Genomic DNA, 22,079 nt, shown 5'->3' with positions numbered 1-22,079 from the left:
CGACAGAGCCGTGCCCTCTCTCTTACGCGTGGAGGAACAATGCAGGCGACCGCCACGGTGCTGGTCTACAGCGACGACGCCAACACCCGGGAGCAGGTGCGGCTCGCCACCGGGCGGCGGCCGGCACCGGACGTGCCCGTCGTGGAGTTCGTGGAGTGCGCGACCCCCGCGGCCGTGCTGGCGGAGCTCGACCGGGGCGGCATCGACGTGTGCGTGCTGGACGGCGAGGCCGTGCCGATGGGGGGCATGGGGATGTGCCGGCAGATCAAGGACGAGGTGTTCGACTGCCCGCCGGTGCTGTTGCTGATCGGCAGGCCGCAGGACGCGTGGCTGGCGACGTGGAGCCGCGCCGAGTCCGCGGTGACCCTGCCGGTGGAGCCGGTGGAGTTCGCCTCGGCGCTGGCGTCCCTGCTGCGACGGAAGGCTCTTGCGGGAGCCTAGGAGCTCGGACCTGTCCGTGGTCCGGCGGCCTCGGGCCGGTGGGGGTGTTCGCGCCCACGCGGCGGAGCCGCGCATCGGCACGGCCCGCGCCCCTTTCGGGGCGCTACACCGCCGTCGGCCTGAGACGTGCCGCCTTTCGGGGGTTCTGGGTCTTGTCCGGGGTGAGGGCGCTGCCCGCCTGCCATGTGGTCCAGTCCAGGTTCCAGTCGCCGTAGCCGTTGCCGAAGGGTTCCATCGTGTCGCCGGCCGAGTTCTCGACCTCGACGACGTCGCCCTCGCGGACGGTGTCGAAGAACCACTCCGCGTCATCGGTGCTCATGCCGACGCAGCCGTGGCTGACGTTGTCGTAGCCCTGGGAGCCGACGGACCAGGGGGCGGCGTGCACGTACTCGCCGCTCCAGGTCACCCGAGTGGCGAACTCGACGTCCATGTCGTACGACTCCGTCGAGCCCTCGGCGATGCCGACGGTGGTGCTGCGCATACGTACGAGGCGTTCCTTGGCGAGCACGACCTTGACGCCGTTGCGGGTCTCGAAGCCGGGCTTGCCGGTGGTGACGGGGATCTGCCTGATCTCCTCGTCGTTCTTGTAGACCGTCATCCGGTGCGCGGCGGCGTCGGTGACGGCTGTCACCCGGTCACCGGTGCGGATCGTCAGGGGCTCGGACCTGCCGCCCCGCAGCCGGTCGTTGATCCTGATGCCCTCCAGGGTGCTGCGCACGCTGACGGTGGCGTGGGCGGGCCAGTACTCCTGGGGGCGGTAGTGCAGCTTCTTGTCGTCCACCCAGTGCCAGGCGCCGGACACGGCGGGGGTGGACTCGACCCTCAGGCCGCGCTCCACGACGGCTCGCTGGGCCCGGTCCTTGACGGGTGCGTTCAGCTCGGCGGTGAGGGGCTGGCCGACGCCGTACGTGCCCGCCGCGGGCCCGAAGGCGACGGTCAGGCGCTGGGCGGCGGGGGGCTTGGCGGTGGTGAAGGTGAGGACCTTGCGGCCGGGCGCCCCGTCCTCGTCCTCGGTGCTCACCCGGACCGTGTAGCGGGCGCCCGCGGCCAGCGGGGAGGTGCTGTGCCAGCGGCTGCCGTCGGCGGCCAGCTCGCCCGCCACCCGGCGTCCTGAGGCGTCCACGACGGTGACGTCCGTGATGCGCCCGTCGGCGTCCTCGGCGACGACCTCCAGGGGCTTGTCGGGGTCGGTCTTCCCGCCCTCCTCCACGGATCCGCTGAAGGAGATCCGGTCCGCCGCGTCGTAGGGATCGGCGGACAGCGGGTCGCCGTCGGCGGAACAGCCCGCGACGCCCGCGACGAGGGCGATCGCCAGTAGCGCGCGGCCGGCGACGCGGCTCCGCCCGGCGCCCGCGCCACGAGGGGCCTTTGTGCGTCTCATGGCCTCACGCTAGGAACCCGCACCGCCCTCGGCTCACTGGACGGCCCGAACGGGTGAGGCGACGACGAGGGGCCCGGACCCTCCTGATGGAGTGTCCGGGCCCCTCGACGCCGTGGTCACTGGGTGCGGTTCTCACCGCGGTAGTACTCGAAGACCCAGCCCCAGATGCCGATCAGGAGCAGCGGCGCCGAGAAGTACATCAGCCACCAGCCGATCGCGACGCTCGTGAAGGCCAGCGCGCCACCCACGGCCAGGGAGAGCGGCTGCCAGCTGTGCGGGCTGAAGAACCCGACCTCGCCGGCGTCGTCGGCGACGTCCGCCTCCTTGTTGTCCTGCGCGCCCACGTCGACCCGCCGGGCCGTGAAGCCCAGGTAGAAGCCGATCATGATGCTCAGGCCGAAGGCCAGGAAGAGGGCGGTGGTGCCGACCGGCTCCTTCGACCACACGCCGTAGACACCGGCCATGATGAGGAAGAAGACGCTCAGCCAGATGAACATCTTGCCCTGGATCTTCACTTGCCGGCCTCCTTGCTGCCGGAGAGGGCCTTCTCACCGTGACCGGCGTTCTCGAGCTCGTCGAGGGCGGCGATCTCCGGGTGGTGCAGGTCGAACGCGGGGGATTCGCTGCGGATCCTCGGCAGGGTGAGGAAGTTGTGCCGCGGCGGCGGGCAGGAGGTCGCCCACTCCAGGGAACGGCCGTAGCCCCACGGGTCGTCGACGCCGACCGGCTTGCCGTACTTGGCCGTCTTCCAGATGTTGTAGAAGAACGGCAGCATCGACATGCCCAGCAGGAACGAGGCGATCGTCGAGACCGTGTTCAGCGCGGTGAAGCCGTCGGCCGCCAGGTAGTCGGCGTACCGGCGCGGCATGCCCTCGACACCCAGCCAGTGCTGGACCAGGAAGGTGCCGTGGAAGCCGACGAACAGCGTCCAGAAGGTGATCTTGCCCAGGCGCTCGTCGAGCATCTTGCCGGTGAACTTCGGCCACCAGAAGTGGAAGCCGGCGAACATCGCGAAGACGACCGTACCGAAGACCACGTAGTGGAAGTGCGCCACCACGAAGTAGCTGTCGGAGACGTGGAAGTCCAGCGGCGGCGAGGCCAGGATGACGCCGGTCAGACCACCGAAGGTGAAGGTGATCAAAAAGCCCAGCGTCCACAGCATCGGGGTCTCGAAGCTCAAGGACCCCTTCCACATGGTGCCGATCCAGTTGAAGAACTTCACCCCGGTCGGCACCGCGATCAGGAAGGTCATGAAGGAGAAGAACGGCAGCAGCACACCGCCCGTGACGTACATGTGGTGCGCCCACACCGTCACCGACAGGCCCGCGATCGCGATGGTCGCGCCGATCAGACCCATGTAGCCGAACATCGGCTTGCGGGAGAAGACCGGGATGACCTCACTGACGATGCCGAAGAACGGCAGCGCGATGATGTACACCTCGGGATGGCCGAAGAACCAGAACAGGTGCTGCCACAGCAGCGCCCCGCCGTTGGCCGAGTCGAAGATGTGCGCCCCGAACTTGCGGTCCGCCTCCAGGGCGAACAGCGCCGCCGCGAGGACGGGGAAGGCGAGCAGGACCAGCACACCGGTCAGCAGCACGTTCCAGGTGAAGATCGGCATGCGGAACATCGTCATGCCGGGCGCGCGCATGCAGATGATCGTGGTGATGAAGTTGACCGAGCCGAGGATGGTGCCGAAGCCGGAGAAGGCCAGACCCATGATCCACATGTCGGCGCCGATGCCCGGCGAGCGGACCGCGTCGGACAGCGGGGAGTAGGCGAACCAGCCGAAGTCGGCCGCGCCGTCCGGGGTGAGGAAGCCGGCGACCGCGATCAGCGAGCCGAACAGGTACAGCCAGTAGGCGAACATGTTCAGCCGCGGGAAGGCCACATCGGGCGCGCCGATCTGCAGCGGCATGATCCAGTTGGCGAAACCGGCGAACAGCGGCGTCGCGAACATCAGCAGCATGATCGTGCCGTGCATCGTGAACGCCTGGTTGAACTGCTCGTTCGACACGATCTGCAGGCCCGGCCGGGCCAGCTCGGCGCGCATCACCAGGGCCATCACGCCACCGATGATGAAGAACACGAACGACGTCACCAGGTACAGCGTGCCGATCGTCTTGTGGTCGGTGGTCGTCAGCCACTTGACGACGATCTCGCCACGGCTCTGGCGCCGCACCGGCAGCTCGTCCTGGTAGTGGGACCCTGCCGCCGCGGCACCCTGGGATTCGTTGAGGATGCTCACAGGATGTTCGCCTCCCGGTTCTTCTCGTGCTCCGTCTGCTCGATGCCGGCGGGCACGTAACCGGTCTGCCCCTTCTTCACGAGGTCCTTCAGGTGCTGCTCGTAGCGCTCGGGGGAGACGACCTTCACGTTGAACAGCATCCGGGAGTGGTCGACGCCGCAGAGCTCGGCGCACTTGCCGAGGAAGGTGCCCTCACGGTTGGGGGTCACCTCGAAGGCGTTGGGGTGGCCGGGGATGACGTCCTGCTTCATCAGGAACGGCACCACCCAGAAGGAGTGGATGACGTCGCGCGAGGTCAGCACGAAGCGGACCCGCTTGCCCTCGGGCAGCCACAGGGTGGGGCCCGGGTTGTTGGTCTGCGGGTTCCGGGTACCGGGGACGCCGCAGTCGTAGACGCCGCCGGCGTCGGCCGGGAAGGCCTTCTTGTAGCGCTCCGGGACCGACTCCAGTTCCTTGGACGTCTTGGCGTCGCCCGTGGAACCTTCGACGTTCTCGACGTAGTTGAAGCACCAGCTCCACTGGAAGCCGACCACGTTGACGGTGACGTCGGGCTTCTTCTCGAGCCTCAGCAGTTCGGATTCGTCACGCGCGGTGAAGTAGAAGAACACCGAGACGATGATGAGCGGAACCACCGTGTACAGCGCCTCGATGGGCATGTTGTAACGGGTCTGCGGAGGAACCTCCACCTTGGTGCGGCTGCGCCGGTGGAAGAAAGCACTCCACAGGATCAGGCCCCACACCAGCACGCCGACGACGAGCGCGGCGGCCCAGGAGCCCTGCCACAGGGAGAGGATCCGCGGAGCCTCTTCCGTGGTGGGGGTGGGCATACCAAGGCGGGGGAAGTCCTCCCATGTGCAACCGGTGGCGGTCGCCAGGACCAGGCCCGCGGTCAGTGCCTGCAGCAGCTTCCGCCGCATCGGGCGCCGCGGCGAGCGGTCGGAGCCGTTGGGACTCACGTAGCGCCTTCCCGAGAGTCTCGCCCGCGCGGATTGGCTGCGGCCTGCCTTCTCGCTGGTCGGTCGCCGCCCTGCGTCGGGCAGGGGTTTGGATGTTTATGCGGACCAAACCCTAGCCGACGCCCTCCGGGGGGTCTTGGGGAGGGGTACCTAGTGGGCGGGGTGTTCGCTGGTTTGGCGGGTGCGGGTGCGCGGGGGCCGGTCGCGCCCACGCGGCGGAGCCGTGTGCCAAAACGGCCCCGCACCCCTGAGGACGCCGCCCTCACCGGGGTTTAGCGTTGCGGTGTGCCCTACTTCGATGCCGCTTCCGGTGCTCCCCTCCATCCCGTCGCCCGGCAGGCCCTGATGGCCTCCCTCGATGAGGGGTGGGCGGATCCCGCGCGGCTCTACCGGGAGGGACGGCGGGCGCGGTTGCTGCTGGACGCGGCGCGGGAGGCGGCCGCGGAGGCGGTGGGGTGCCGGGCGGACGAGCTGGTCTTCACCTCGTCGGGCACCCGGGCGGTGCACTCCGGGATCGCGGGGGCGCTGGCCGGACGGCGGCGCGCCGGGCATCACCTGATCGTGTCCGCGGTCGAACACTCTTCTGTGCTCCATGCGGCGGAAGTTCACCAGGCAGGCGGTGGGTCGGTCACCGAGGTCGCGGTGGACCGTACGGGTGTCGTGAGCCCGTCCGGGTACGCCGCGGCGCTGCGGCAGGACACCGCGCTGGCCTGCCTGCAGTCGGCCAACCACGAGGTGGGGACCGTGCAGCCGGTGGCCGAGGTCGCCGAGGCGTGCCGGGCGGCGGGGGTGCCGCTGCTGGTGGACGCGGCCCAGTCACTGGGGTGGGGGCCGGTGGAGGGCGACTGGTCGCTGCTCGCCGCGAGCGCCCACAAGTGGGGCGGGGCGTCGGGGGTGGGGCTGCTCGTCGTGCGCAAGGGGGTGCGGTTCGCGCCCCAGGGGCCGCGGGACGAACGGGAGTCGGGGCGGGCGGCCGGGTTCGAGAACCTGCCGGCGATCGTGGCGGCGGCGGCTTCGCTGCGGGCGGTACGGGCGGAGGCGGCCGAGGAGGCGGTACGGCTGCGGGAACTGACGGAGCGGATCCGGGCACAGGTGCCGCGGCTGGTGCCGGACGTGGAGGTGGTCGGGGACCCCGAGCGGCGGCTGCCCGGGATCGTCACCTTCTCCTGTCTCTATGTCGACGGGGAGACGCTGCTGCACGAGCTGGACCGGGCCGGCTTCTCCGTCTCGTCCGGGTCGTCCTGCACGAGCAGCACGCTGACGCCGAGCCATGTGCTGAGGGCGATGGGCGTGCTCAGCGAGGGCAACGTCCGCCTCTCGCTGCCGCCGGGGACGCGGGAGGAGGACGTCGAGCGCTTCCTGTCCGTCCTGCCGGAGGTGGTGGCGGGGGTGCGGGAGAAGCTCGGCGCGCCGGTGTCCGCCGGCCCCGTTCCCGCGGAGGAGGGGGACGAGGCCCTGGTGGTGGACGCCGTGGGCCGACGGTGCCCGATCCCGGTCATCGAACTGGCCAAGGTCATCGGGGACGTCCCGCTGGGCGGCACGGTCCGCGTCCTGGCCGACGACGAGGCGGCCCGCCTGGACATCCCGGCCTGGTGCGAGATGCGCGGCCAGGAGTACGTGGGCGAGGAGCCGGCGGACCGGGGAACGGCCTACGTGGTCCGCCGGGTCGGCTGATCCGGCCCGGGGACGCGGGGCCGTGGCGCCGCCCCGGCGGCTCCGCCGCACGGGTGCGACCGGCCCCGCCCCGGCCGGCCTCAGTTCAGATGGCCCCGGACCTCGTCCGCGGCCTCGTCCCCGTACGCCTTGGTGAAGCGCTCCATGAAGTGCCCCCGGCGCAGCTGGTACTCCTGCGTGCCCACGGTCTCGATGACCAGCGTCGCCAGCATGCAGCCCACCTGTGCCGCCCGCTCCAGCGGGACCCCCCACGCGAGTCCCGACAGGAACCCCGCGCGGAAGGCGTCGCCGACGCCCGTCGGATCGGCCTTGCGCTCCTCGTCGGGGCAGCCGACCTCGATCGTCTCCTCGCCGGCCCGCTCGATGCGGACACCCCGCGCGCCGAGGGTGGTGACACGGTGGCCGACCTTGCCGAGGATCTCCGCGTCGCTCCAGCCGGTCTTCGTCTCGATGAGCCCCTTCTCGTACTCGTTGGAGAAGAGGTAGGTCGCCCCGTCCAGCAGTATCCGGATCTCCTCGCCGTTCATCCGGGCGATCTGCTGGGAGAAGTCGGCGGCGAACGGGATGCCGCGGGAGCGGCACTCCTCGGTGTGCCGGAGCATCGCCTCGGGGTCGTCGGCGCCGATGGAGACCAGGTCGAGGCCGCCCACGCGGTCGGCGACGGTCTTCAGCTCGATGAGGCGGGCCTCGCTCATCGCGCCCGTGTAGAAGGAGCCGATCTGGTTGTGGTCGGCGTCCGTGGTGCACACGAAGCGGGCGGTGTGCAGGGTGTCGGAGATGCGGACGGACTCGGTGTCGACGCCGTGCCGGTCCAGCCAGGCCCGGTATTCGTCGAAGTCGAAGCCGGCGGCGCCGACGAGGATCGGGCGGGTACCGAGCTGGCCCATCCCGAAGGCGATGTTCGCTCCCACGCCGCCCCTGCGCACGTCGAGGTTGTCGACCAGGAAGGACAGCGAGACCGTGTGGAGCTGGTCCGCGACGAACTGGTCGGCGAAGCGCCCGGGGAAGGTCATGAGGTGGTCGGTGGCGATGGAGCCGGTGACTGCGATGCGCACGGCGTGGATTCTCCTGAGGGAGGCGGGTGGACACTTCACGCTACCGGGTGGGAAGGACTCGCAGAAGCGGGCAAAACTACCCGATAGTAGATCTTTCTTCGTGACCTTCCCCGTGCGTACGGTGCCGACATGACGAACCTCAAGGTCCACTCCCCCGCCCCGGCAGACCTCGAAGGCGGCCTGGCGTCGCTGCGCGGCGACTGCGCCCGGATGGTCCCCCACTGGGCGGTCCCCGACCGGGTGGCCGCCCGGCCGGTCCCCCCGTCCTCGATCCACGGCGTGACCGTGCCGTCCCGGTCGGCGCGGCTGCTGGACGCGTCGTCGGAGTACGGCGACTGAGCCGGCGCCGGCCCGTCCGGCGCTCCGGGGGGAACCGTGCGCTCCCCCGCTGCGTCCCATCGCTGTCCCCCGTAAAGGGGATGCGGGATACGACCCACGAGCAGTCCCGGTGCGGCCGGGAAGGGTCCTTCCGGGACAGTTGCGCAGCCGAAGGAGCGATGCGGTGAACACCGAGCGACCCGACAACGACGACGCCGAGGCGCGCCCCGCTTCCGGCGGCACGCGCGACACCGGGGGCGTTTCGGGTGACGACGGAAAGACGGACGCCGCGACCGCCGGACCCCGCGCAGGGGCACTCGAGCCCACCGGAACCCGCGACTCCACCGAGCGGACCGAGCCCGCGGGGGCAGGCGAGCCCGCCACGAAGACCGGACCCACCGGAACCCGCGAGCCCGCCGAACAGGCCGGACCCACCAGGACCCGCAAGCCCACCGAGCGGACCGAGGCCGCCAGGCCCCCCGAGCCCGCAGGAGCCCGCGAATCCACCGAGGTCCGCGAGCCCGTCGAGCGGGCCGAGTCCGTCGGGGCAGGCGAGCCCGTGCGGCGGACCGGAACCCGCGAGCCCGCCGCGGAGGCCGGGGGGGGTTCCGGTGGGGGTGGGGTCCTCGTCGGGGGCCGTCCCTCCGGGGAGGAGCGCTCCGACGGGCCGGCGGCGGGCCGACGGCGCTCCCCCGCGCTGATCGCCTCCGTCGCGGCCGCCGTACTGCTGGTCGGCGGCGGTGGCGCCTACCTCGCCGCCGGTGCCACGGGCGGCGCGGGAGACGGTGCGGCTCCTGGCGCGAACGGGGACGCCACTCCCCCGCCGCTCACCCTCGACGGTCCTTCCGAGGACGCCGCGAACGGCATCGCACCCGGCGAGCCCAACCCCTACGGCGCCGTCTACCGCGCCGGCGGCCCGCTCCCGGACGGTCCCGGTTCGGCGCCGGTGTACCGCGTCCGGGGACAGATCACCCAGGGACAGGTGGTCACGCTGGCGAAGGCCCTCGGGCTCGACGGGAAGCCGGTCGCGGAGGGCGGGGACTGGCGGATCGGCGGCCAGGACGGCTCCGGGCCCACGCTGCGGGTGGACCGGGACGCTCCGGGCGCCTGGACCTTCAGCCGGTACGCCCCGGGCACCGACGACTGCAAGGGGAACGTGTGCAAGGCGCCCCCCGTCGGCGGCCCCCGGGTGAGTGAGGAGGCCGCGAGGAAGGCCGCCGCGCCCGTCTTCAAGGCGGTGGGCCAGGACGACGCCAAGTACGACGCGAGCGGGTCCGTCGGCGCCTCCCGGGTGGTGAACGCCGACCCCGAGGTCGGCGGGCTGCCGACCCACGGCTGGACGACCTCGGTGACGGTCGACGCGAGCGGCACGGTGGCCGGCGGCAGCGGCCGGCTCGCGAAGCCGGTGAAGGGGGACACGTACCCCGTGGTGAGCGCCCGGGAGGCGCTGGACCTGATGAACGCGGCGCCCCGCTCCGACGGACGCACCGGAATCGGCGGCTGCGCCGACCCCGTACCGCTGGACGGGGAACGGAAGGCGGCCCCGTGCGGAACTCCGGGCACCCCGCCGGGCCAGGACGCGATCACGGTCGAGAAGGCGGTGTTCGGGCTGGCCGCGCACAGCGTGGACGGCCGGCCCGCCCTGGTGCCGTCCTGGCTGTTCGAGGTGGCGCCGGCCGGCGCGCGGGACACGCTCACCGTGACGCATCCCGCGGTGGACCCGCGGTACATCGCCTCGGGGAACCGGCCGGAGGAGACCGGTCCCGCGCCTTCCGGGCCCGGTGACGAGCCGACCGCGGCACCGTCCACCCGCGATGTCGACGTCGAGGGCTACACCGCCGAGGGCGACGAGCTGACCGTGACCTTCACGGGCGGGGTGTGCGCCGACTACGAGGCGACGACGAGCGAGAAGGGCGGCCGGGTGACGGTACGGGTGACCGAGACGCCCTGGCCGGACAAGGTGTGCATCCTGATCGCCAAGCGGTACCAGCAGACGGTGCGGCTGGAGGCGCCGCTCGGCGACCGCGAGGTCGTGGGCACGGACGGCGAGCCGGTTCCGCTGTGGAAGGACGGCGCCCGGCTGCCGGCGCCGCCCACCCGGTAGTCCGGGGAAGAAGCCCGAAGGCGGCGGCCCTCCCGGAGGGGGCCGCCGCCTTCGTCATGTGCCGTCCGGTGGGAACCGGCTCAGCTGAAGGAGTCGCCGCAGGCGCAGGAGCCGGTGGCGTTGGGGTTGTCGATCGTGAAGCCCTGCTTCTCGATGGTGTCGACGAAGTCGATGGACGCGCCACCCAGGTACGGGGCGCTCATGCGGTCGGTGACCACCTTGACGCCGCCGAAGTCCTTGACGACGTCGCCGTCGAGGGAGCGCTCGTCGAAGAAGAGCTGGTAGCGCAGGCCGGAGCAGCCACCGGGCTGGACGGCGACGCGCAGGGCCAGGTCGTCACGGCCTTCCTGGTCGAGCAGGGCCTTGACCTTCGCCGCGGCGGCGTCGGACAGGATGATGCCGTCGGTGACGGTGCTGGTCTCGTCCGATACGGACATCTACATCTCTCCCGGGTTGTACGGAGACTGCTTGCCGACGGTTGTAACCGCCGGGGCCGCGGATTCATTCCGGGCCGGGCGCGCGGTTTCCCCGGCTCCCTCCTCATGCTCGCACACGCCGTGCCGGGCGAAAACCGGCCCTTGTGGGGATCTTCCGGGAATGGTTCGGCGGCCTCCGGGATTCATGTCACATGGACGCTATGGCCGTCGTCAAAGTGACGTGAACCGGTTATGATAGATAGCGTCATTTCGACGAAAAGTCGCCAGAGACAGAAAGGGTGCGTGTCGTGACCACCGCCCAGACCCAGGAGCTCGACGTACAGCCGACGCCCCTCGCCCTGCTGCTGCTCGGCCGTGAGGCCGACCCGAGGAGCGAGCGCGGTGTGGAGTGTCCCGGCGACCTCCCCTCACCGTCCGACCCGGACCTGGTGGAGCGCGCCCGCGCCGCCAAGGAGAAGCTCGGCGACAAGGTCTTCGTGCTCGGCCACCACTACCAGCGCGACGAGGTCATCCAGTTCGCCGACGTCACGGGCGACTCCTTCAAGCTGGCCCGCGACGCGGCCGCGCGCCCGCAGGCCGAGTACATCGTGTTCTGCGGTGTGCACTTCATGGCCGAGTCCGCGGACATCCTCACCGGTGACGACCAGAAGGTGGTCCTGCCCGACCTGGCGGCCGGCTGCTCCATGGCCGACATGGCCACCGCCGAGCAGGTCGCCGAGTGCTGGGACGTGCTGACCGAGGCCGGGATAGCCGAGCAGGTCGTCCCCGTCTCGTACATGAACTCCTCCGCCGACATCAAGGCCTTCACGGGCAAACACGGCGGCACCATCTGCACCTCCTCCAACGCCCGGCGGGCCCTGGACTGGGCGTTCGAGCAGGGCGAGAAGGTCCTCTTCCTCCCCGACCAGCACCTGGGCCGCAACACGGCGGTGCGGGACATGGGGATGTCCCTGGAGGACTGCGTCGTCTACAACCCGCACAAGCCGAACGGCGGGCTGACGGCGGACGAGCTGCGCGCCGCGAAGATGATCCTGTGGCGGGGCCACTGCTCGGTGCACGGCCGGTTCAGCCTCGATTCGGTGAACGACGTGCGCGAGCGCATCCCGGGCGTGAACGTCCTGGTCCACCCCGAGTGCCGGCACGAGGTCGTGGCCGCCGCGGACCACGTCGGCTCGACCGAGCACATCATCAAGACGCTGGAGGCGGCCCCGGCCGGCTCCAAGTGGGCCATCGGCACCGAGCTGAACCTGGTCCGCCGCCTGGCGAACCGTTTCGCTCCCGAGGGCAAGGAGATCGTCTTCCTGGACAGGACGGTCTGCTTCTGCTCGACCATGAACCGCATCGACCTCCCGCACCTGGTGTGGGCGCTGGAGTCGCTCGCCGAGGGCAACCTGGTCAACCGCATCGAGGTGGACAAGGAGACCGAGGCGTTCGCGAAGCTGGCGCTGGAGCGGATGCTGGCGCTGCCGTAGGACCACACGTGAAGGGGCGCCCCGTGCAGGGCGCCCCTTCGGCGTACGGACGGACGGTCAGACCTGGGTCGGCTTCGGCTCCTCCACGGGCTCCGGCCGCTCGGACGCGCCCTTCTTCGCGGCCCGTTTCTTCGCGCGGCGCTCCTTGCGGAGCTCCAGCATCGCGTAGAGCGTCGGGACCAGCAGCAGGGTGAGCAGCGTCGACGTGATCAGACCGCCGATCACCACCACGGCCAGCGGCTGGGCGATGAAGCCGCCCTCGCCGGTGACGCCCAGCGCCATCGGGAGCAGGGCGAAGATGGTCGCCAGGGCCGTCATCAGGATCGGCCGCAGACGGTGGCGGCCGCCCTCCAGCACGGCCTCGACGACGCCGTAGCCCTGCTTGCGGTACTGGTTGATCAGGTCGATCAGCACGATCGCGTTGGTGACCACGATGCCGATCAGCATCAGCATGCCGATCATCGCCGGGACACCCATCGGGGTGCCCGTGACCAGCAGCAGGCCGATGGCGCCGGTCGCCGCGAACGGGATGGACACCAGCAGGATCAGCGGCTGGGCGAGCGACCGGAAGGTGCCGACCAGCAGCATGAAGACGATCGCGATCGCGGCCAGCATCGCCAGGGCCAGGTTGACGAACGCCTCGTCCTGGTCCTCGGTCACGCCGCCGATCTCCGCCGTCGCGCCCGCGGGCAGCTTCAGCGCGTCGATCTTCCGCTGGAGGTCCGTGCCCACGGCGCCGGTGTTGTCCCCGGTCGGCTTCGCGGTGATGGTGGCCGCGCGCTGACCGTCGATCCGGGTCATGGAGACGGGGCCGTCCACGACCTCCACGGTGGCGACGTCACCCAGCTTCACCGGGCCCAGGCGCAGGCCCTTCAGCTCGGCCACGGTGGTGGCCGGCTCGGCCGAGCGGATGACGACGTCGCGCTCGGTGTCGTCGAGGACCGCCTTGGCGGCCGGGGTGCCCTTCACCGCCAGGGAGACGGCCGCGCCCAGGGTCTGGTCGGTGAAACCGGCCTCGGCGGCCTTGTCGTTGGCCTTCACCGAGACGCGGGGCACGCTCTGCGCCAGGTCGCTGGTGACGTCCGTGACGTCGTCCAGGGAGGCGACCGCCTCGCGGACCTGCTCCGCCGCCTTGCGCAGCGCCTGCGCGTCGGCCGCCTTGACGACGACGCTCAGGTCCTGGCTGCCGAAGCCGTCACCGGCCGCGATGGTGGTGGTGCCGATGCCGTCGAGCTTCGCCAGGCCCTTCTCGACGCTGTCCGTCACGTCCTCGGAGGACGCGCCGTCCTCCAGCATCACCTGGTACGTCGCCTGGTTGGTGTCCGTACCGCCGCCGAAGGCCGCCATCCAGCCGGACGAGCCGACCGTGACCTGGTAGTCCTTGACGCCCTCGGTGTCGCCGAGCAGCTTCTCGACCTTCGCCGCCTGGGCGTCGGTCGCGGCCAGGCTGGTGCCGGGCTCCAGTTCCTGCCGGACGGTGAGGACCTGCTGCTCGCCCGCGTCGAAGAAGTTCGTCTTCAGCAGCGGCGCCATGGCGAAGGTGGCGATCAGCACGACGACCGCGATCGCCACGCTGGTGAGCCTGCGCCGGGTGGCGAAGCGCAGCACGGGGACGTAGAAGCGCTGGAGACGGCTCTTCGCCTCCTTCTCCTCCGCGATCCGGCGCGCCTCCTCGGCGTCCTCCGGGGTGCCCTTCGGGGGCCGCAGGAACCAGTACGACAGGACGGGCACGACCGTCAGCGACACCAGCAGGGACGCGAGGAGCGCCGCCGTGACGGTGAGGCTGAAGGAGCCGAACAGCTCGCCCACCATGCCGCCGACCAGGCCGATCGGCAGGAACACGGCGACCGTGGTGAGCGTCGAGGACGTCACCGCGCCCGCCACCTCACGCACCGCGTTCATGATCGCGGACTGGCGCTCCTCGCCGTAGCCGAGGTGCCGCTTGATGTTCTCCAGGACCACGATCGAGTCGTCCACGACCCGGCCGATGGCGATGGTCAGCGCGCCCAGCGTCAGCATGTTCAGCGACAGGTCGCGCGTCCACAGCACGATCAGGGCGAGGACCACGGACAGCGGGATGGAGACCGCCGTGACGAGGGTCGAGCGGACCGACGCCAGGAAGACCAGGATCACCAGCACGGCGAAGAGCAGACCGAGCGCGCCCTCGGTGGTCAGGCCGTCGATGGCCTTGGAGACCGCCGGGCCCTGGTCGCTGACGACGGTGAGGGTGGCCCCGTCGCCGAGGTCCTCGCGCAGGTCCGGCAGCTTCTCCTCGACGGCCTCCGAGATGGCGACCGCGCTGCCGTCGTGGTCCATGGTCGCCATCACGGCGAGGCTGGGCTCGCCGTTGGTGCGGGTGAGGGATTCGGCCCTGGCCTCCTCCTCCTTCACCGTGGCGACGTCGCCGAGCCGGACCGGCTTGCCCTTGCCGGACTCGTCGGTGACCATCAGGTCCTCGATCTGCTTCAGCGAGGTGAAGCCGCCGCCGACCTGGACGGTGCGGTTGGCGCCGTCCTCGTCGAAGGAGCCGGCCGGGACGGTCGCCCCGCCGGCCTGGAGGGCCGTGGACAGCGACTGCGCGGTGAGACCGGACTTCGTCAGCTTCGCGGTGTCGGGGGTGACGGTGACCTGGACGTCGCGTACGCCGTCCACGGTGACCTGGCCGACGCCGTCGATCCCCTCCAGCGCGGGCACCACCGTGCGGTCGAGCTGGTCGGCGAGCGCCTGCTGGTCCTTGTCGGAAGTGACGGCGAGCACCACGGTCGGGATGTCGTCCGTGGAACCGGCGACGACCTGCGGGTCGACGTCGTCCGGGAGGCGGGCGCCGGCCCGGTTGACGGCCTGCTGGACGTCGGCGACGAGCTGCTGGGTGTCGTTGCCGTAGTCGAAGGACGCCATGATCACGGCGTTGCCCTCGCTCGCCGTCGAGGTGACGCCGGAGATGGCGTCGACGGCCTCCAGGCTGTCCTCGATGGGTTCGACGACCTGCTTCTCCACCACGTCCGGGGAGGCGCCCTGGTACGGGGCGATCACGGACACCATGGGCAGTTCGATGGTCGGCAGCAGCTGCTGTTTGAGCTGGGGTATCGCGATCGCCCCGAAGACGAGCGCGATGATCGACATCAGTCCGATCAGCGCCCGTTGCGCGAGGCTGAATCTGGACAGCCAGGACATGGTCAGGGTCTCTTTTCCGTGGAGCGGCAGAAGTCCGGCAAGCGGGCGCGCACAAGTGAGCGCCCGCTCTACACCTTGAGCCATGGAAGAGGCCTGATCCGTAGGCCCGAGGTGCCATCCCTTATGCGGCGCCTACTCCCGCCGCAGTACGGCCGGTGGGGTTCACTCCACCCTCGGACGGACCAGCCCCGACTCGTAGGCGATGACCACCAGCTGGGCCCGGTCACGGGCGCCCAGCTTGGCCATGGCCCGGTTGACGTGGGTCTTCACCGTGAGCGGGCTGACCTCCAGGCGTTCGGCGATCTCGTCGTTGGAGTGGCCGCCCGCGACCTGGACCAGCACCTCGCGCTCGCGCACGGTGAGCGTCTCGAGGCGCTCGGCGCGGCCCCGGTCGTGGTCGGCCCCGGACGGGCCCTCCTGGGCGAGGAAGCGGGCGATCAGGCCCTTGGTGGCCACCGGGGACAGCAGGGCCTCTCCCTGGGCGGCGATCCGGATGGCGTTCAGCATCTCCTCGGGTTCGGAGCCCTTGCCGAGGAAGCCGGAGGCGCCGGCCCGCAGCGACTGCACCACGTAGTCGTCGACCTCGAAGGTCGTCAGGATCACCACCCGGACCCCGGCGAGCTCCGGGTCCGCGCTGATCAGGCGGGTGGCGGCGAGTCCGTCGGTGCCGGGCATCCGGATGTCCATGAGGACGACGTCGGCGCGCCGCTCCCGGGCCAGCCGGACCGCCTCCGCTCCGTCGGACGCCTCGCCCACCACCTCCATGTCCGGCTCGGAGTCGACCAGCACCCGGAAGGCGCTGCGCAGCAGTGCCTGGTCGTCGGCGAGCAGGACGCGGATCGGCATGCGGGCTCCAACGGGGAGGGGGTCAGGGGTTGTCGTCCCGGGCGGCGGACGTGCGGGTCTTGACGGGCAGGATCGCATGGACGCGGAACCCGCCGCCGTAGCGGGGGCCGGTGGTGAGGGTGCCGCCCAGCGCGGTGACGCGTTCGCGCATGCCGAGCAGTCCGTGACCGCCGCCGGGGGTGTGGTCCTGGTCCTCGCCGGTGCCGTCGTCGAGGACGGTGATCTCGATGTGGGGGCCGACGCGCACGACGCTGACCTCGGCCCGCGCGTCGGGGCCGGCGTGCTTCCGCACGTTGGTCAGGGCCTCCTGGATGATCCGGTACGCGGCCAGGTCGACGGCGGCGGGCAGGTCGGTGCCCTCGTCGCCGCGGGCGACCTCGACGCGCAGTCCGGCGCTGCGGAAGGTGCCGGCGAGGTCGTCGAGGCGGTCCAGGCCGGGCGCGGGTTCGGTGGGGGCCTCCGGGTCGCCGGACTGGCGCAGCAGGCCGACGGTGGCCCGCAGTTCGCCGAGCGCGGAGCGGCTGGCCTCGCGGACGTGGGCGAGGGCCTCCTTGGCCTGGTCGGGCCGCTTGTCCATGACGTGGGCGGCGACCCCGGCCTGGACGTTGACCAGGGCGATGTGGTGGGCGACCACGTCGTGCAGATCGCGGGCGATGCGCAGGCGTTCCTCGGCGACGCGGCGGCGGGCCTCCTCCTCGCGGGTGCGCTCGGCCCGTTCGGCGCGTTCCCGGATGGCCCGGACGAAGGCGCGGCGGCTGCGGACGGCGTCCCCGGCGGTGGCGCCGATGCCGGTCCAGGCGAAGATCGCCAGGTTCTCCTGGGCGTACCAGGGCAGGGGGCCGGCCGCCATCGCGGCACCGGTGAGGACGGTCATGGTGAGCAGGCCGACGCGCCAGGTGGTGGGGCGGTCGGTGGTGGAGGCGACGGTGTAGAGCGCGATCACGGCGCACATGGCGACGGGGGTGCGGGGGTCGCCGGTGACGGACTCCGCGACGGAGAGGCCGCCGGCGAGGGCGAGGACCGTACGGGGGGCGCGGCGGCGGAAGACCAGTGCCGCGGCGCCGAGGGTCATGAGGACGAGGCTGAGCGGGTCGGGGGTGCGCACGCCCCAGGTGACGCCCTCGGGGCCGTGGGGGTCGGCGAAGGAGCCGGCGACCATGCACACGAGGACGCCTGCGGCGAGGGCCGCGTCCAGTGCGAAGGGGTGTGCCTGGGCTCGGCACCGGGCGCGGGTCAGGGTGCTCACGGCTGTTTACGGTAGCCGGGGGCGGGTGGATGGTGACCGGGGTGTTCCGGTCCGAGTGGTGACAGGGGGTGCTCCGGCCTGGGGGGTGACCGGGGTGCTCCGGTCCGGGTGGGGTTGCGCGGCCCGGCGCTTGCGGGGTGCCGCCGCGCCCACCCGTGCCGCCCTGCGGCACGACTGCCCGCGGCTGCGCGGGGCGGCTGCCCGCAGTTGCGCGGCACGACTGCCCGCGGCTGCACGAGGCGGCTGTCCACGGTTGCGCGGCACGACTGCCCGCAGTTGCACGAGGCGGCTGCCCGCGGTTGCGCGGGGCGGCTGCCTGCGGTTGCGCGGCACGACTGCCTGCGGTTGCGCGGGGCGGCTGCCCGTGGTTGTGCGGGGTGGTTGTCCGCGGTTATGTCGTTCCTGGGATCAGGCCGTCGTCGCTCAGGAGGTCTCGGACCTCCTCGAGCGTCGCGTCCGGGGACGGGAGGATCAGGTCGGAGGGTTCCAGGGAGTCGTCCGGCAGGGGCTCGCCGAGTTCACGGACCTTGGCCAGCAGCGCCTTCAGGGTCGCGCGGAAGCCCGGCCCGTCGCCGTTCTCCATCTCGGCGAGCAGTTCCTCGTCCAGCGTGTTCAGCTCGGCGAGCCGGCTCCCGTCCAGCGTCACCTGCCCCTCCCCCATGATCCGTACGATCATGTCGCCCTCCTCGGCGTGGGCTACTGCTTGTCGAAGCGCGGGGTGTCCTGGGGCTGCCGCCGGTCCTGCTGCTGACCGCTGCCGCCTTCGATGGCCTGCTGCGCGCCGGACGTGCCGCCGGCCAGCTCGGCCTTCATGCGCTGCAGTTCCAGCTCCACGTCCGTACCACCGGAGAGCCGGTCCAGCTCGGCCTGGATGTCGTCCTTGTGCATGCCGGACTGGTCGTCGAGGGCGCCGGAGGCGAGCAGTTCGTCGATCGCGCCGGCCCGCGCCTGGAGCTGGGCGGTCTTGTCCTCGGCCCGCTGGATCGCCATGCCGACGTCGCCCATCTCCTCGGAGATGCCGGAGAAGGCCTCGCCGATCCGGGTCTGCGCCTGGGCGGCGGTGTACGTGGCCTTGATGGTCTCCTTCTTGGTGCGGAAGGCGTCCACCTTGGCCTGGAGACGCTGGGCCGCGAGCGTGAGCTTCTCCTCCTCGCCCTGGAGCGTGGCGTGCTGGGTCTCCAGGTCCGTCACCTGCTGCTGGAGCGCGGCGCGGCGGGAGAGCGCCTCACGGGCCAGGTCCTCGCGGCCGAGCGCGAGCGCCTTGCGGCCCTGGTCCTCCAACTTGCCCGACTGGGACTGCAACTGGTTGAGCTGGAGCTCCAGGCGCTTGCGCGAGGTGGCCACGTCGGCGACGCCGCGGCGGACCTTCTGGAGCAGCTCCAGCTGCTTCTGGTACGAGTAATCGAGGGTCTCGCGCGGGTCCTCGGCCCTGTCGAGGGCCTTGTTCGCCTTCGCGCGGAAGATCATCCCCATACGCTTCATGACACCGCTCATGGGCTTCGCGCGCCCCCTTCTGACCGACTCCGACTCCAGCACCTGCGACAGAACCCACAGTACGGGCCCCACATCCATTACCGCACTGTTCGAGGACGGATGCGCTCATCCCCAAGGACGACTGAGCAGCCTCCCGATCCGGCGTAGGGAGTAGGTGCTCCCCGGGGCCGGCCGGCCGGACCACCCGGAGGGCCCCGCGACGTCCCCTCTGTCCTTTTGGAGACGTCCGGTGTTGCCGGATCGTTCCCCATGGGGCTGGGGTCCAACCCCGGGCACCCCGTACCCTTGGGTTTTGTGTTCCGTAGCCGCGCCAAGGAAGAGAAGGCATCGGTCGCCGACAAGGCGACGGTGACCGACTCCAAGCAGACCCGTCACCCGGAGGCCCCGAAGGGCCGACCCACGCCCAAGCGGAGCGTGGCCCAGTCGCAGCGTCGCAGCGTCGCCAACACGACGATGACGCGCAAGGAGGCCGCCAAGCGGCAGCGTGAGGAGCGCCGTGCCGCGATGGAGCGTCAGCGCCAGGCGCTGGCCAGCGGTGACGAGCGCTATCTGCCCGCCCGCGACAAGGGACCGGTGCGCCGGTTCGCGCGCGACTTCGTGGACGCGCGGTTCAACATCGCGGAGTACTTCCTGCCGATGGCCGTGATCATCCTGGTGCTGAGCATGATCCAGGTGCCGCAGCTGCAGAACGTCGCGCTGCTGCTGTGGCTCGTGGTGATCGTGATGATCGTCCTGGACTCGATCGTCACCGGGTTCCGGCTGAAGAAGCGGCTGGCGGAGCGCTTCCCCGGCGAGGGCCGGCGCGGTGCGGTGGCCTACGCGCTGATGCGCTCGCTCCAGATGCGCCGGCTGCGGCTGCCCAAGCCCCAGGTCAAGCGCGGGGAGCGGCCCTGAGTACCACGCCGCTGACGGACGGAGCGGTCCCGGGCCCGCCGAGCGGGCCCGGTGGGCTGCGTGAGGTCGTCCGGGAGGAGCTGGTCGCCCGCCAGCTGGAGGAACAGATAGTCGGGCGCTTCCCGGTGGGGCGGCGGCTGCGGGTGCTCGACGTCGGCATGGGCCGGGGGACGCAGGCGCTGCGGCTGGCCCGGGCCGGCCACCAGGTGACCGGCGTCGAGCAGGACGCGACGATGATCGCCACCGCGCGGGAGGTGTTCGCCGGGGAACCGGAGGGCATCCGGGAGCGGATGCGGATCGTCGAGGGCCACGCCGGGGACACCGGTGTGCACTTCCTGCCGGGCAGCTTCGACGTCGTGTTGTGTCATGGCGTACTCATGGACGTCGAGGAGCCGGACGCGCTGCTGGCGGGGGTGGCCCGGATGCTCGCGCCCGGGGGCCTGCTGTCCCTGCTGGTGCGCAACGGCGACGCGCCGGCGATGCGGTCCGGCCTGTCCGGCGACTGGGCCGGGGCGCTGGCGGGCTTCTGCACGACGGCGTACGGGCTGAAGAGGCTGACGTCGACGCTCGCGGGGATCGGAGCGCCGTTGCACACCTGGTACGGGGTGCGGGTCTTCACGGACACCGTGGCGGACGACGCGTGCCTGCCGGCCGACCTGGACACACTGCTCGCGGTCGAGGAGCGGGCCGGGCGGACGGATCCCTACCGGGGGGTCGCCTCGCTGCTGCACCTGTGCGGGGTCCGGGGCTGAGACCCCTGCCCCGGACGGGCGGGGGCCGACGCCTTCCCGCCCCCGCCACCGGGACTCACGCCTCTTCCGCGCCCGCCTCCGTCTCCGTTTCCGTCTCCGCGTGCAGGCTCATCGGACCGTAGATCTCCGTCGTGTCCTCCAGCAGTCGCACCTGGTCGGCGCCGCCCTCCACGAGGGCTTTCCAGTTCTCCCCGATCCAGGACTCGGCGTCCCCCTGTGTGGAGAACTCCTCCGGCGTCACCGCGGGCTCGACCCGGGTCCCGTCGGTCTTCTCGAACCGCCACGTCCATGCCGCCACGTACGCCTCCCAAGAGTGTGATCACACCGGGCCCAAAGCCTAGTCGGGCGGGCGGTCACCATGGGGAAAGGCGAGAATCGAGGCGTGGAACTGACTCTGCTCGGCACCGGCGCCCCGGCGGGGCTGCCCCGCCCCGGCTGTCCCTGCGCCGCGTGCGCCTCCGCGCTCGGCGCGGACGCGCGGGCGGCCACCTCGCTGCTCGTGGACGGGGCGCTGCTGTTCGACCTCACGCCGGGCGCCGCGCTCGCGGCCGCCCGCGCGGGGCGTTCGCTGGGCGGTGTGCGCCAGGTGCTGCTGTCGCACCCGCACGACGGCCCCGCCCTCGAGGTGCCGGCCGGGCTGCCGCAGCCGGGACGGGTGCCCGACGGGCGGGAGTTGGCGCTGCTGACGGGGCATCGGGTGCGGGCGGTGGCGCTGGACGCGCCCGGCACCGGGTACGCGGTGACCGGTCCGGACGGGCGGCGGCTGCTGTACCTGCCGCCGGGCGGGGCGCCGGCCGGTCGCGAGGAGCCGGCCGAGCCGTACGCCATGGTGCTGCTGGACGTCGTGGGGCGGCCGGACGCGCTGGCACGGCTGCGGGAGGCGGGGGCGGTGGGCCCGGCCACGGACGTGGTCGCCGTCCACCTGGACCACGGCGTGCCGCCGGGCGCGGAGACGCGGCGCCGACTCGCGGCGGCCGGGGCGCGTGCCGTGCCGGACGGGACCGCGCTGGAGGTGGGCGCCTTCGAGGGCGTGCCCGGCGTACCGCGGCGGACGCTGGTGCTGGGCGGGGCGCGTTCGGGCAAGTCGGTGGAGGCCGAGCGGCGGCTGGAGTCGTTCCCGGAGGTGCTGTACGTGGCGACCGGCGGGACGCGGGGCGGGGACGCCGAGTGGGCGGCGCGGGTGTCGGCGCACCGGGAGCGGCGGCCGGGGTCGTGGCGGACCGCCGAGACGTGCGATCTGGTTCCGCTGCTGAAGGACGACGGGCCGCCGCTGCTGGTCGACTGCCTGTCGCTGTGGCTGACGGACGCGATGGACGCCGTGGGGGCGTGGGACGACGCGGAGTGGGCGGACGGCGGGGAACGGGCGTTGCGGGACCGGACGGAGGAGCTGACGGAGGCGGTGCGCGGGACTCGGCGGACGGTGGTCGCCGTGTCCAACGAGGTCGGCTCGGGCATCGTGCCCGCGACCGCGTCCGGCCGCCGGTACCGGGACGAACTCGGGCGGCTGAACGCGGCGTTCGCACGGGAGTGCGAGCAGGTGCTGCTGGTGGTGGCGGGGCAGGCGGTCGTCCTGCGGGGCTGAGGCCC

The 22,079-nt window shown here is 71.9% G+C and carries 20 protein-coding genes; 8 read left to right on the top strand and 12 right to left on the bottom strand.

Translation table 11 applies throughout. The features are described from left to right. Window positions 1–39: 39 nt before the first annotated feature. The gene (locus ACH5AO_RS15565; RefSeq protein ID WP_398924789.1) at window positions 40–441 is read left to right on the top strand and encodes a hypothetical protein; all 402 of its coding nucleotides are present in this window, start codon (window positions 40–42) and stop codon (window positions 439–441) included. A 103-nt stretch (window positions 442–544) separates the two neighbouring features. Here ACH5AO_RS15565 and ACH5AO_RS15560 read toward each other — a convergent pair whose 3' ends face one another. The 4 genes from ACH5AO_RS15560 to coxB form a co-directional block, all read right to left on the bottom strand. After that, the gene (locus tag ACH5AO_RS15560; RefSeq protein WP_398924788.1) at window positions 545–1,822 is read right to left on the bottom strand and encodes an Ig-like domain-containing protein; all 1,278 of its coding nucleotides are present in this window, start codon (window positions 1,820–1,822) and stop codon (window positions 545–547) included. 116 nt (window positions 1,823–1,938) lie between these two features. Beyond that, the gene (locus ACH5AO_RS15555; RefSeq protein WP_398924787.1) at window positions 1,939–2,337 is read right to left on the bottom strand and encodes a cytochrome c oxidase subunit 4; all 399 of its coding nucleotides are present in this window, start codon (window positions 2,335–2,337) and stop codon (window positions 1,939–1,941) included. Then, window positions 2,334–4,070 carry a cytochrome c oxidase subunit I gene (gene ctaD, locus ACH5AO_RS15550; RefSeq protein WP_398924786.1) on the bottom strand — a complete coding sequence of 579 codons (1,737 nt, stop codon included), beginning with the start codon at window positions 4,068–4,070 and terminating at the stop codon, window positions 2,334–2,336. The genes ACH5AO_RS15555 and ctaD overlap by 4 nt, the downstream gene beginning before the upstream one ends. After that, window positions 4,067–5,026 carry a cytochrome c oxidase subunit II gene (gene coxB / locus ACH5AO_RS15545; protein ID WP_361739888.1) on the bottom strand — a complete coding sequence of 320 codons (960 nt, stop codon included), beginning with the start codon at window positions 5,024–5,026 and terminating at the stop codon, window positions 4,067–4,069. The genes ctaD and coxB overlap by 4 nt, the downstream gene beginning before the upstream one ends. A 285-nt stretch (window positions 5,027–5,311) precedes the next feature. On the opposite strand from coxB, the gene ACH5AO_RS15540 reads away from it, so the two are divergent. Next, on the top strand, window positions 5,312–6,700 hold the full coding sequence (locus tag ACH5AO_RS15540) for a cysteine desulfurase/sulfurtransferase TusA family protein (protein ID WP_398924785.1): 1,389 nt from the start codon (window positions 5,312–5,314) through the stop codon (window positions 6,698–6,700). Window positions 6,701–6,780: 80 nt separating this feature from the next. On the opposite strand, the gene ACH5AO_RS15535 is transcribed toward ACH5AO_RS15540, so the two are convergent. Next, on the bottom strand, window positions 6,781–7,755 hold the full coding sequence (locus ACH5AO_RS15535) for a carbohydrate kinase family protein (RefSeq protein WP_398924784.1): 975 nt from the start codon (window positions 7,753–7,755) through the stop codon (window positions 6,781–6,783). 129 nt (window positions 7,756–7,884) lie between these two features. Here ACH5AO_RS15535 and ACH5AO_RS15530 point away from each other — a divergent pair, with 129 nt between their 5' ends. Both ACH5AO_RS15530 and ACH5AO_RS15525 read left to right on the top strand, forming a co-directional pair. Continuing rightward, window positions 7,885–8,094, top strand: a complete 210-nt coding sequence (locus ACH5AO_RS15530; RefSeq protein ID WP_398924783.1) for a hypothetical protein — start codon at window positions 7,885–7,887, stop codon at window positions 8,092–8,094. A 163-nt stretch (window positions 8,095–8,257) separates the two neighbouring features. Then, window positions 8,258–10,177 carry a hypothetical protein gene (locus ACH5AO_RS15525; protein ID WP_398924782.1) on the top strand — a complete coding sequence of 640 codons (1,920 nt, stop codon included), beginning with the start codon at window positions 8,258–8,260 and terminating at the stop codon, window positions 10,175–10,177. Between the two features lie 80 nt (window positions 10,178–10,257). Here ACH5AO_RS15525 and ACH5AO_RS15520 read toward each other — a convergent pair whose 3' ends face one another. Beyond that, window positions 10,258–10,614, bottom strand: a complete 357-nt coding sequence (locus ACH5AO_RS15520) for an iron-sulfur cluster assembly accessory protein (protein WP_030582488.1) — start codon at window positions 10,612–10,614, stop codon at window positions 10,258–10,260. A 287-nt stretch (window positions 10,615–10,901) separates the two neighbouring features. On the opposite strand from ACH5AO_RS15520, the gene nadA reads away from it, so the two are divergent. Continuing rightward, the gene (gene nadA, locus ACH5AO_RS15515) at window positions 10,902–12,086 is read left to right on the top strand and encodes a quinolinate synthase NadA (protein ID WP_398924781.1); all 1,185 of its coding nucleotides are present in this window, start codon (window positions 10,902–10,904) and stop codon (window positions 12,084–12,086) included. A gap of 57 nt (window positions 12,087–12,143) precedes the next feature. Here nadA and ACH5AO_RS15510 read toward each other — a convergent pair whose 3' ends face one another. The 5 genes from ACH5AO_RS15510 to ACH5AO_RS15490 all read right to left on the bottom strand — a co-directional run bounded on the left by ACH5AO_RS15510 (window position 12,144) and on the right by ACH5AO_RS15490 (window position 18,834). After that, window positions 12,144–15,260, bottom strand: a complete 3,117-nt coding sequence (locus ACH5AO_RS15510) for an efflux RND transporter permease subunit (protein WP_398924780.1) — start codon at window positions 15,258–15,260, stop codon at window positions 12,144–12,146. Between the two features lie 162 nt (window positions 15,261–15,422). Then, on the bottom strand, window positions 15,423–16,106 hold the full coding sequence (locus ACH5AO_RS15505) for a response regulator (protein WP_398924779.1): 684 nt from the start codon (window positions 16,104–16,106) through the stop codon (window positions 15,423–15,425). Between the two features lie 22 nt (window positions 16,107–16,128). Continuing rightward, window positions 16,129–17,352 carry a sensor histidine kinase gene (locus ACH5AO_RS15500; RefSeq protein WP_398924778.1) on the bottom strand — a complete coding sequence of 408 codons (1,224 nt, stop codon included), beginning with the start codon at window positions 17,350–17,352 and terminating at the stop codon, window positions 16,129–16,131. 391 nt (window positions 17,353–17,743) lie between these two features. Beyond that, window positions 17,744–18,028 (bottom strand): hypothetical protein, encoded by a 285-nt coding sequence (locus ACH5AO_RS15495; protein ID WP_398924777.1) that lies wholly within the window; start codon window positions 18,026–18,028, stop codon window positions 17,744–17,746. Window positions 18,029–18,048: 20 nt separating this feature from the next. Continuing rightward, a complete protein-coding gene (locus ACH5AO_RS15490) occupies window positions 18,049–18,834 on the bottom strand; it encodes a PspA/IM30 family protein (RefSeq protein ID WP_398924776.1) in 786 nt (261 codons plus the stop codon). A gap of 261 nt (window positions 18,835–19,095) precedes the next feature. Between ACH5AO_RS15490 and ACH5AO_RS15485 the strand changes: the two genes are divergently transcribed. Together ACH5AO_RS15485 and ACH5AO_RS15480 are read left to right on the top strand one after the other, a co-directional pair. Further along, complete coding sequence (locus ACH5AO_RS15485; protein ID WP_398924775.1) at window positions 19,096–19,740, top strand: DUF3043 domain-containing protein; 645 nt, start codon at window positions 19,096–19,098, stop codon at window positions 19,738–19,740. An 80-nt stretch (window positions 19,741–19,820) separates the two neighbouring features. Then, entirely contained in the window at window positions 19,821–20,492 is a 672-nt protein-coding gene (locus ACH5AO_RS15480) for a methyltransferase domain-containing protein (protein WP_398925237.1), read from the top strand. A gap of 55 nt (window positions 20,493–20,547) precedes the next feature. Here ACH5AO_RS15480 and ACH5AO_RS15475 read toward each other — a convergent pair whose 3' ends face one another. Continuing rightward, window positions 20,548–20,790, bottom strand: coding sequence for a hypothetical protein (locus ACH5AO_RS15475; protein WP_398924774.1), 243 nt, complete (start codon window positions 20,788–20,790; stop codon window positions 20,548–20,550). Window positions 20,791–20,874: 84 nt separating this feature from the next. Between ACH5AO_RS15475 and ACH5AO_RS15470 the strand changes: the two genes are divergently transcribed. After that, on the top strand, window positions 20,875–22,074 hold the full coding sequence (locus ACH5AO_RS15470) for a bifunctional adenosylcobinamide kinase/adenosylcobinamide-phosphate guanylyltransferase (protein ID WP_398924773.1): 1,200 nt from the start codon (window positions 20,875–20,877) through the stop codon (window positions 22,072–22,074). The last annotated feature ends 5 nt before the right edge of the window (window positions 22,075–22,079 follow it).

This window comes from Streptomyces sp. NPDC018964, assembly GCF_044390325.1.
Classification (GTDB): domain Bacteria; phylum Actinomycetota; class Actinomycetes; order Streptomycetales; family Streptomycetaceae; genus Streptomyces.
The sequence above is the reverse complement of the archived record's forward strand: the minus strand, read 5'-3'. Positions and strand labels throughout refer to the sequence as shown.

Excerpts from the sequence above, each read along its gene's own strand:
- ACH5AO_RS15565 (WP_398924789.1), top strand. The coding sequence starts at position 40 with ATGCAGGCGACCGCCACGGTGCTGGTCTACAGCGACGACGCCAACACC.
- ACH5AO_RS15560 (WP_398924788.1), bottom strand. The coding sequence starts at position 1,822 with ATGAGACGCACAAAGGCCCCTCGTGGCGCGGGCGCCGGGCGGAGCCGC.
- ACH5AO_RS15530 (WP_398924783.1), top strand. The coding sequence starts at position 7,885 with ATGACGAACCTCAAGGTCCACTCCCCCGCCCCGGCAGACCTCGAAGGC.
- ACH5AO_RS15520 (WP_030582488.1), bottom strand. The coding sequence starts at position 10,614 with ATGTCCGTATCGGACGAGACCAGCACCGTCACCGACGGCATCATCCTG.
- ACH5AO_RS15510 (WP_398924780.1), bottom strand. The coding sequence starts at position 15,260 with ATGTCCTGGCTGTCCAGATTCAGCCTCGCGCAACGGGCGCTGATCGGA.
- ACH5AO_RS15505 (WP_398924779.1), bottom strand. The coding sequence starts at position 16,106 with ATGCCGATCCGCGTCCTGCTCGCCGACGACCAGGCACTGCTGCGCAGC.
- ACH5AO_RS15495 (WP_398924777.1), bottom strand. The coding sequence starts at position 18,028 with ATGATCGTACGGATCATGGGGGAGGGGCAGGTGACGCTGGACGGGAGC.
- ACH5AO_RS15490 (WP_398924776.1), bottom strand. The coding sequence starts at position 18,834 with ATGAAGCGTATGGGGATGATCTTCCGCGCGAAGGCGAACAAGGCCCTC.
- ACH5AO_RS15485 (WP_398924775.1), top strand. The coding sequence starts at position 19,096 with ATGGGGCTGGGGTCCAACCCCGGGCACCCCGTACCCTTGGGTTTTGTG.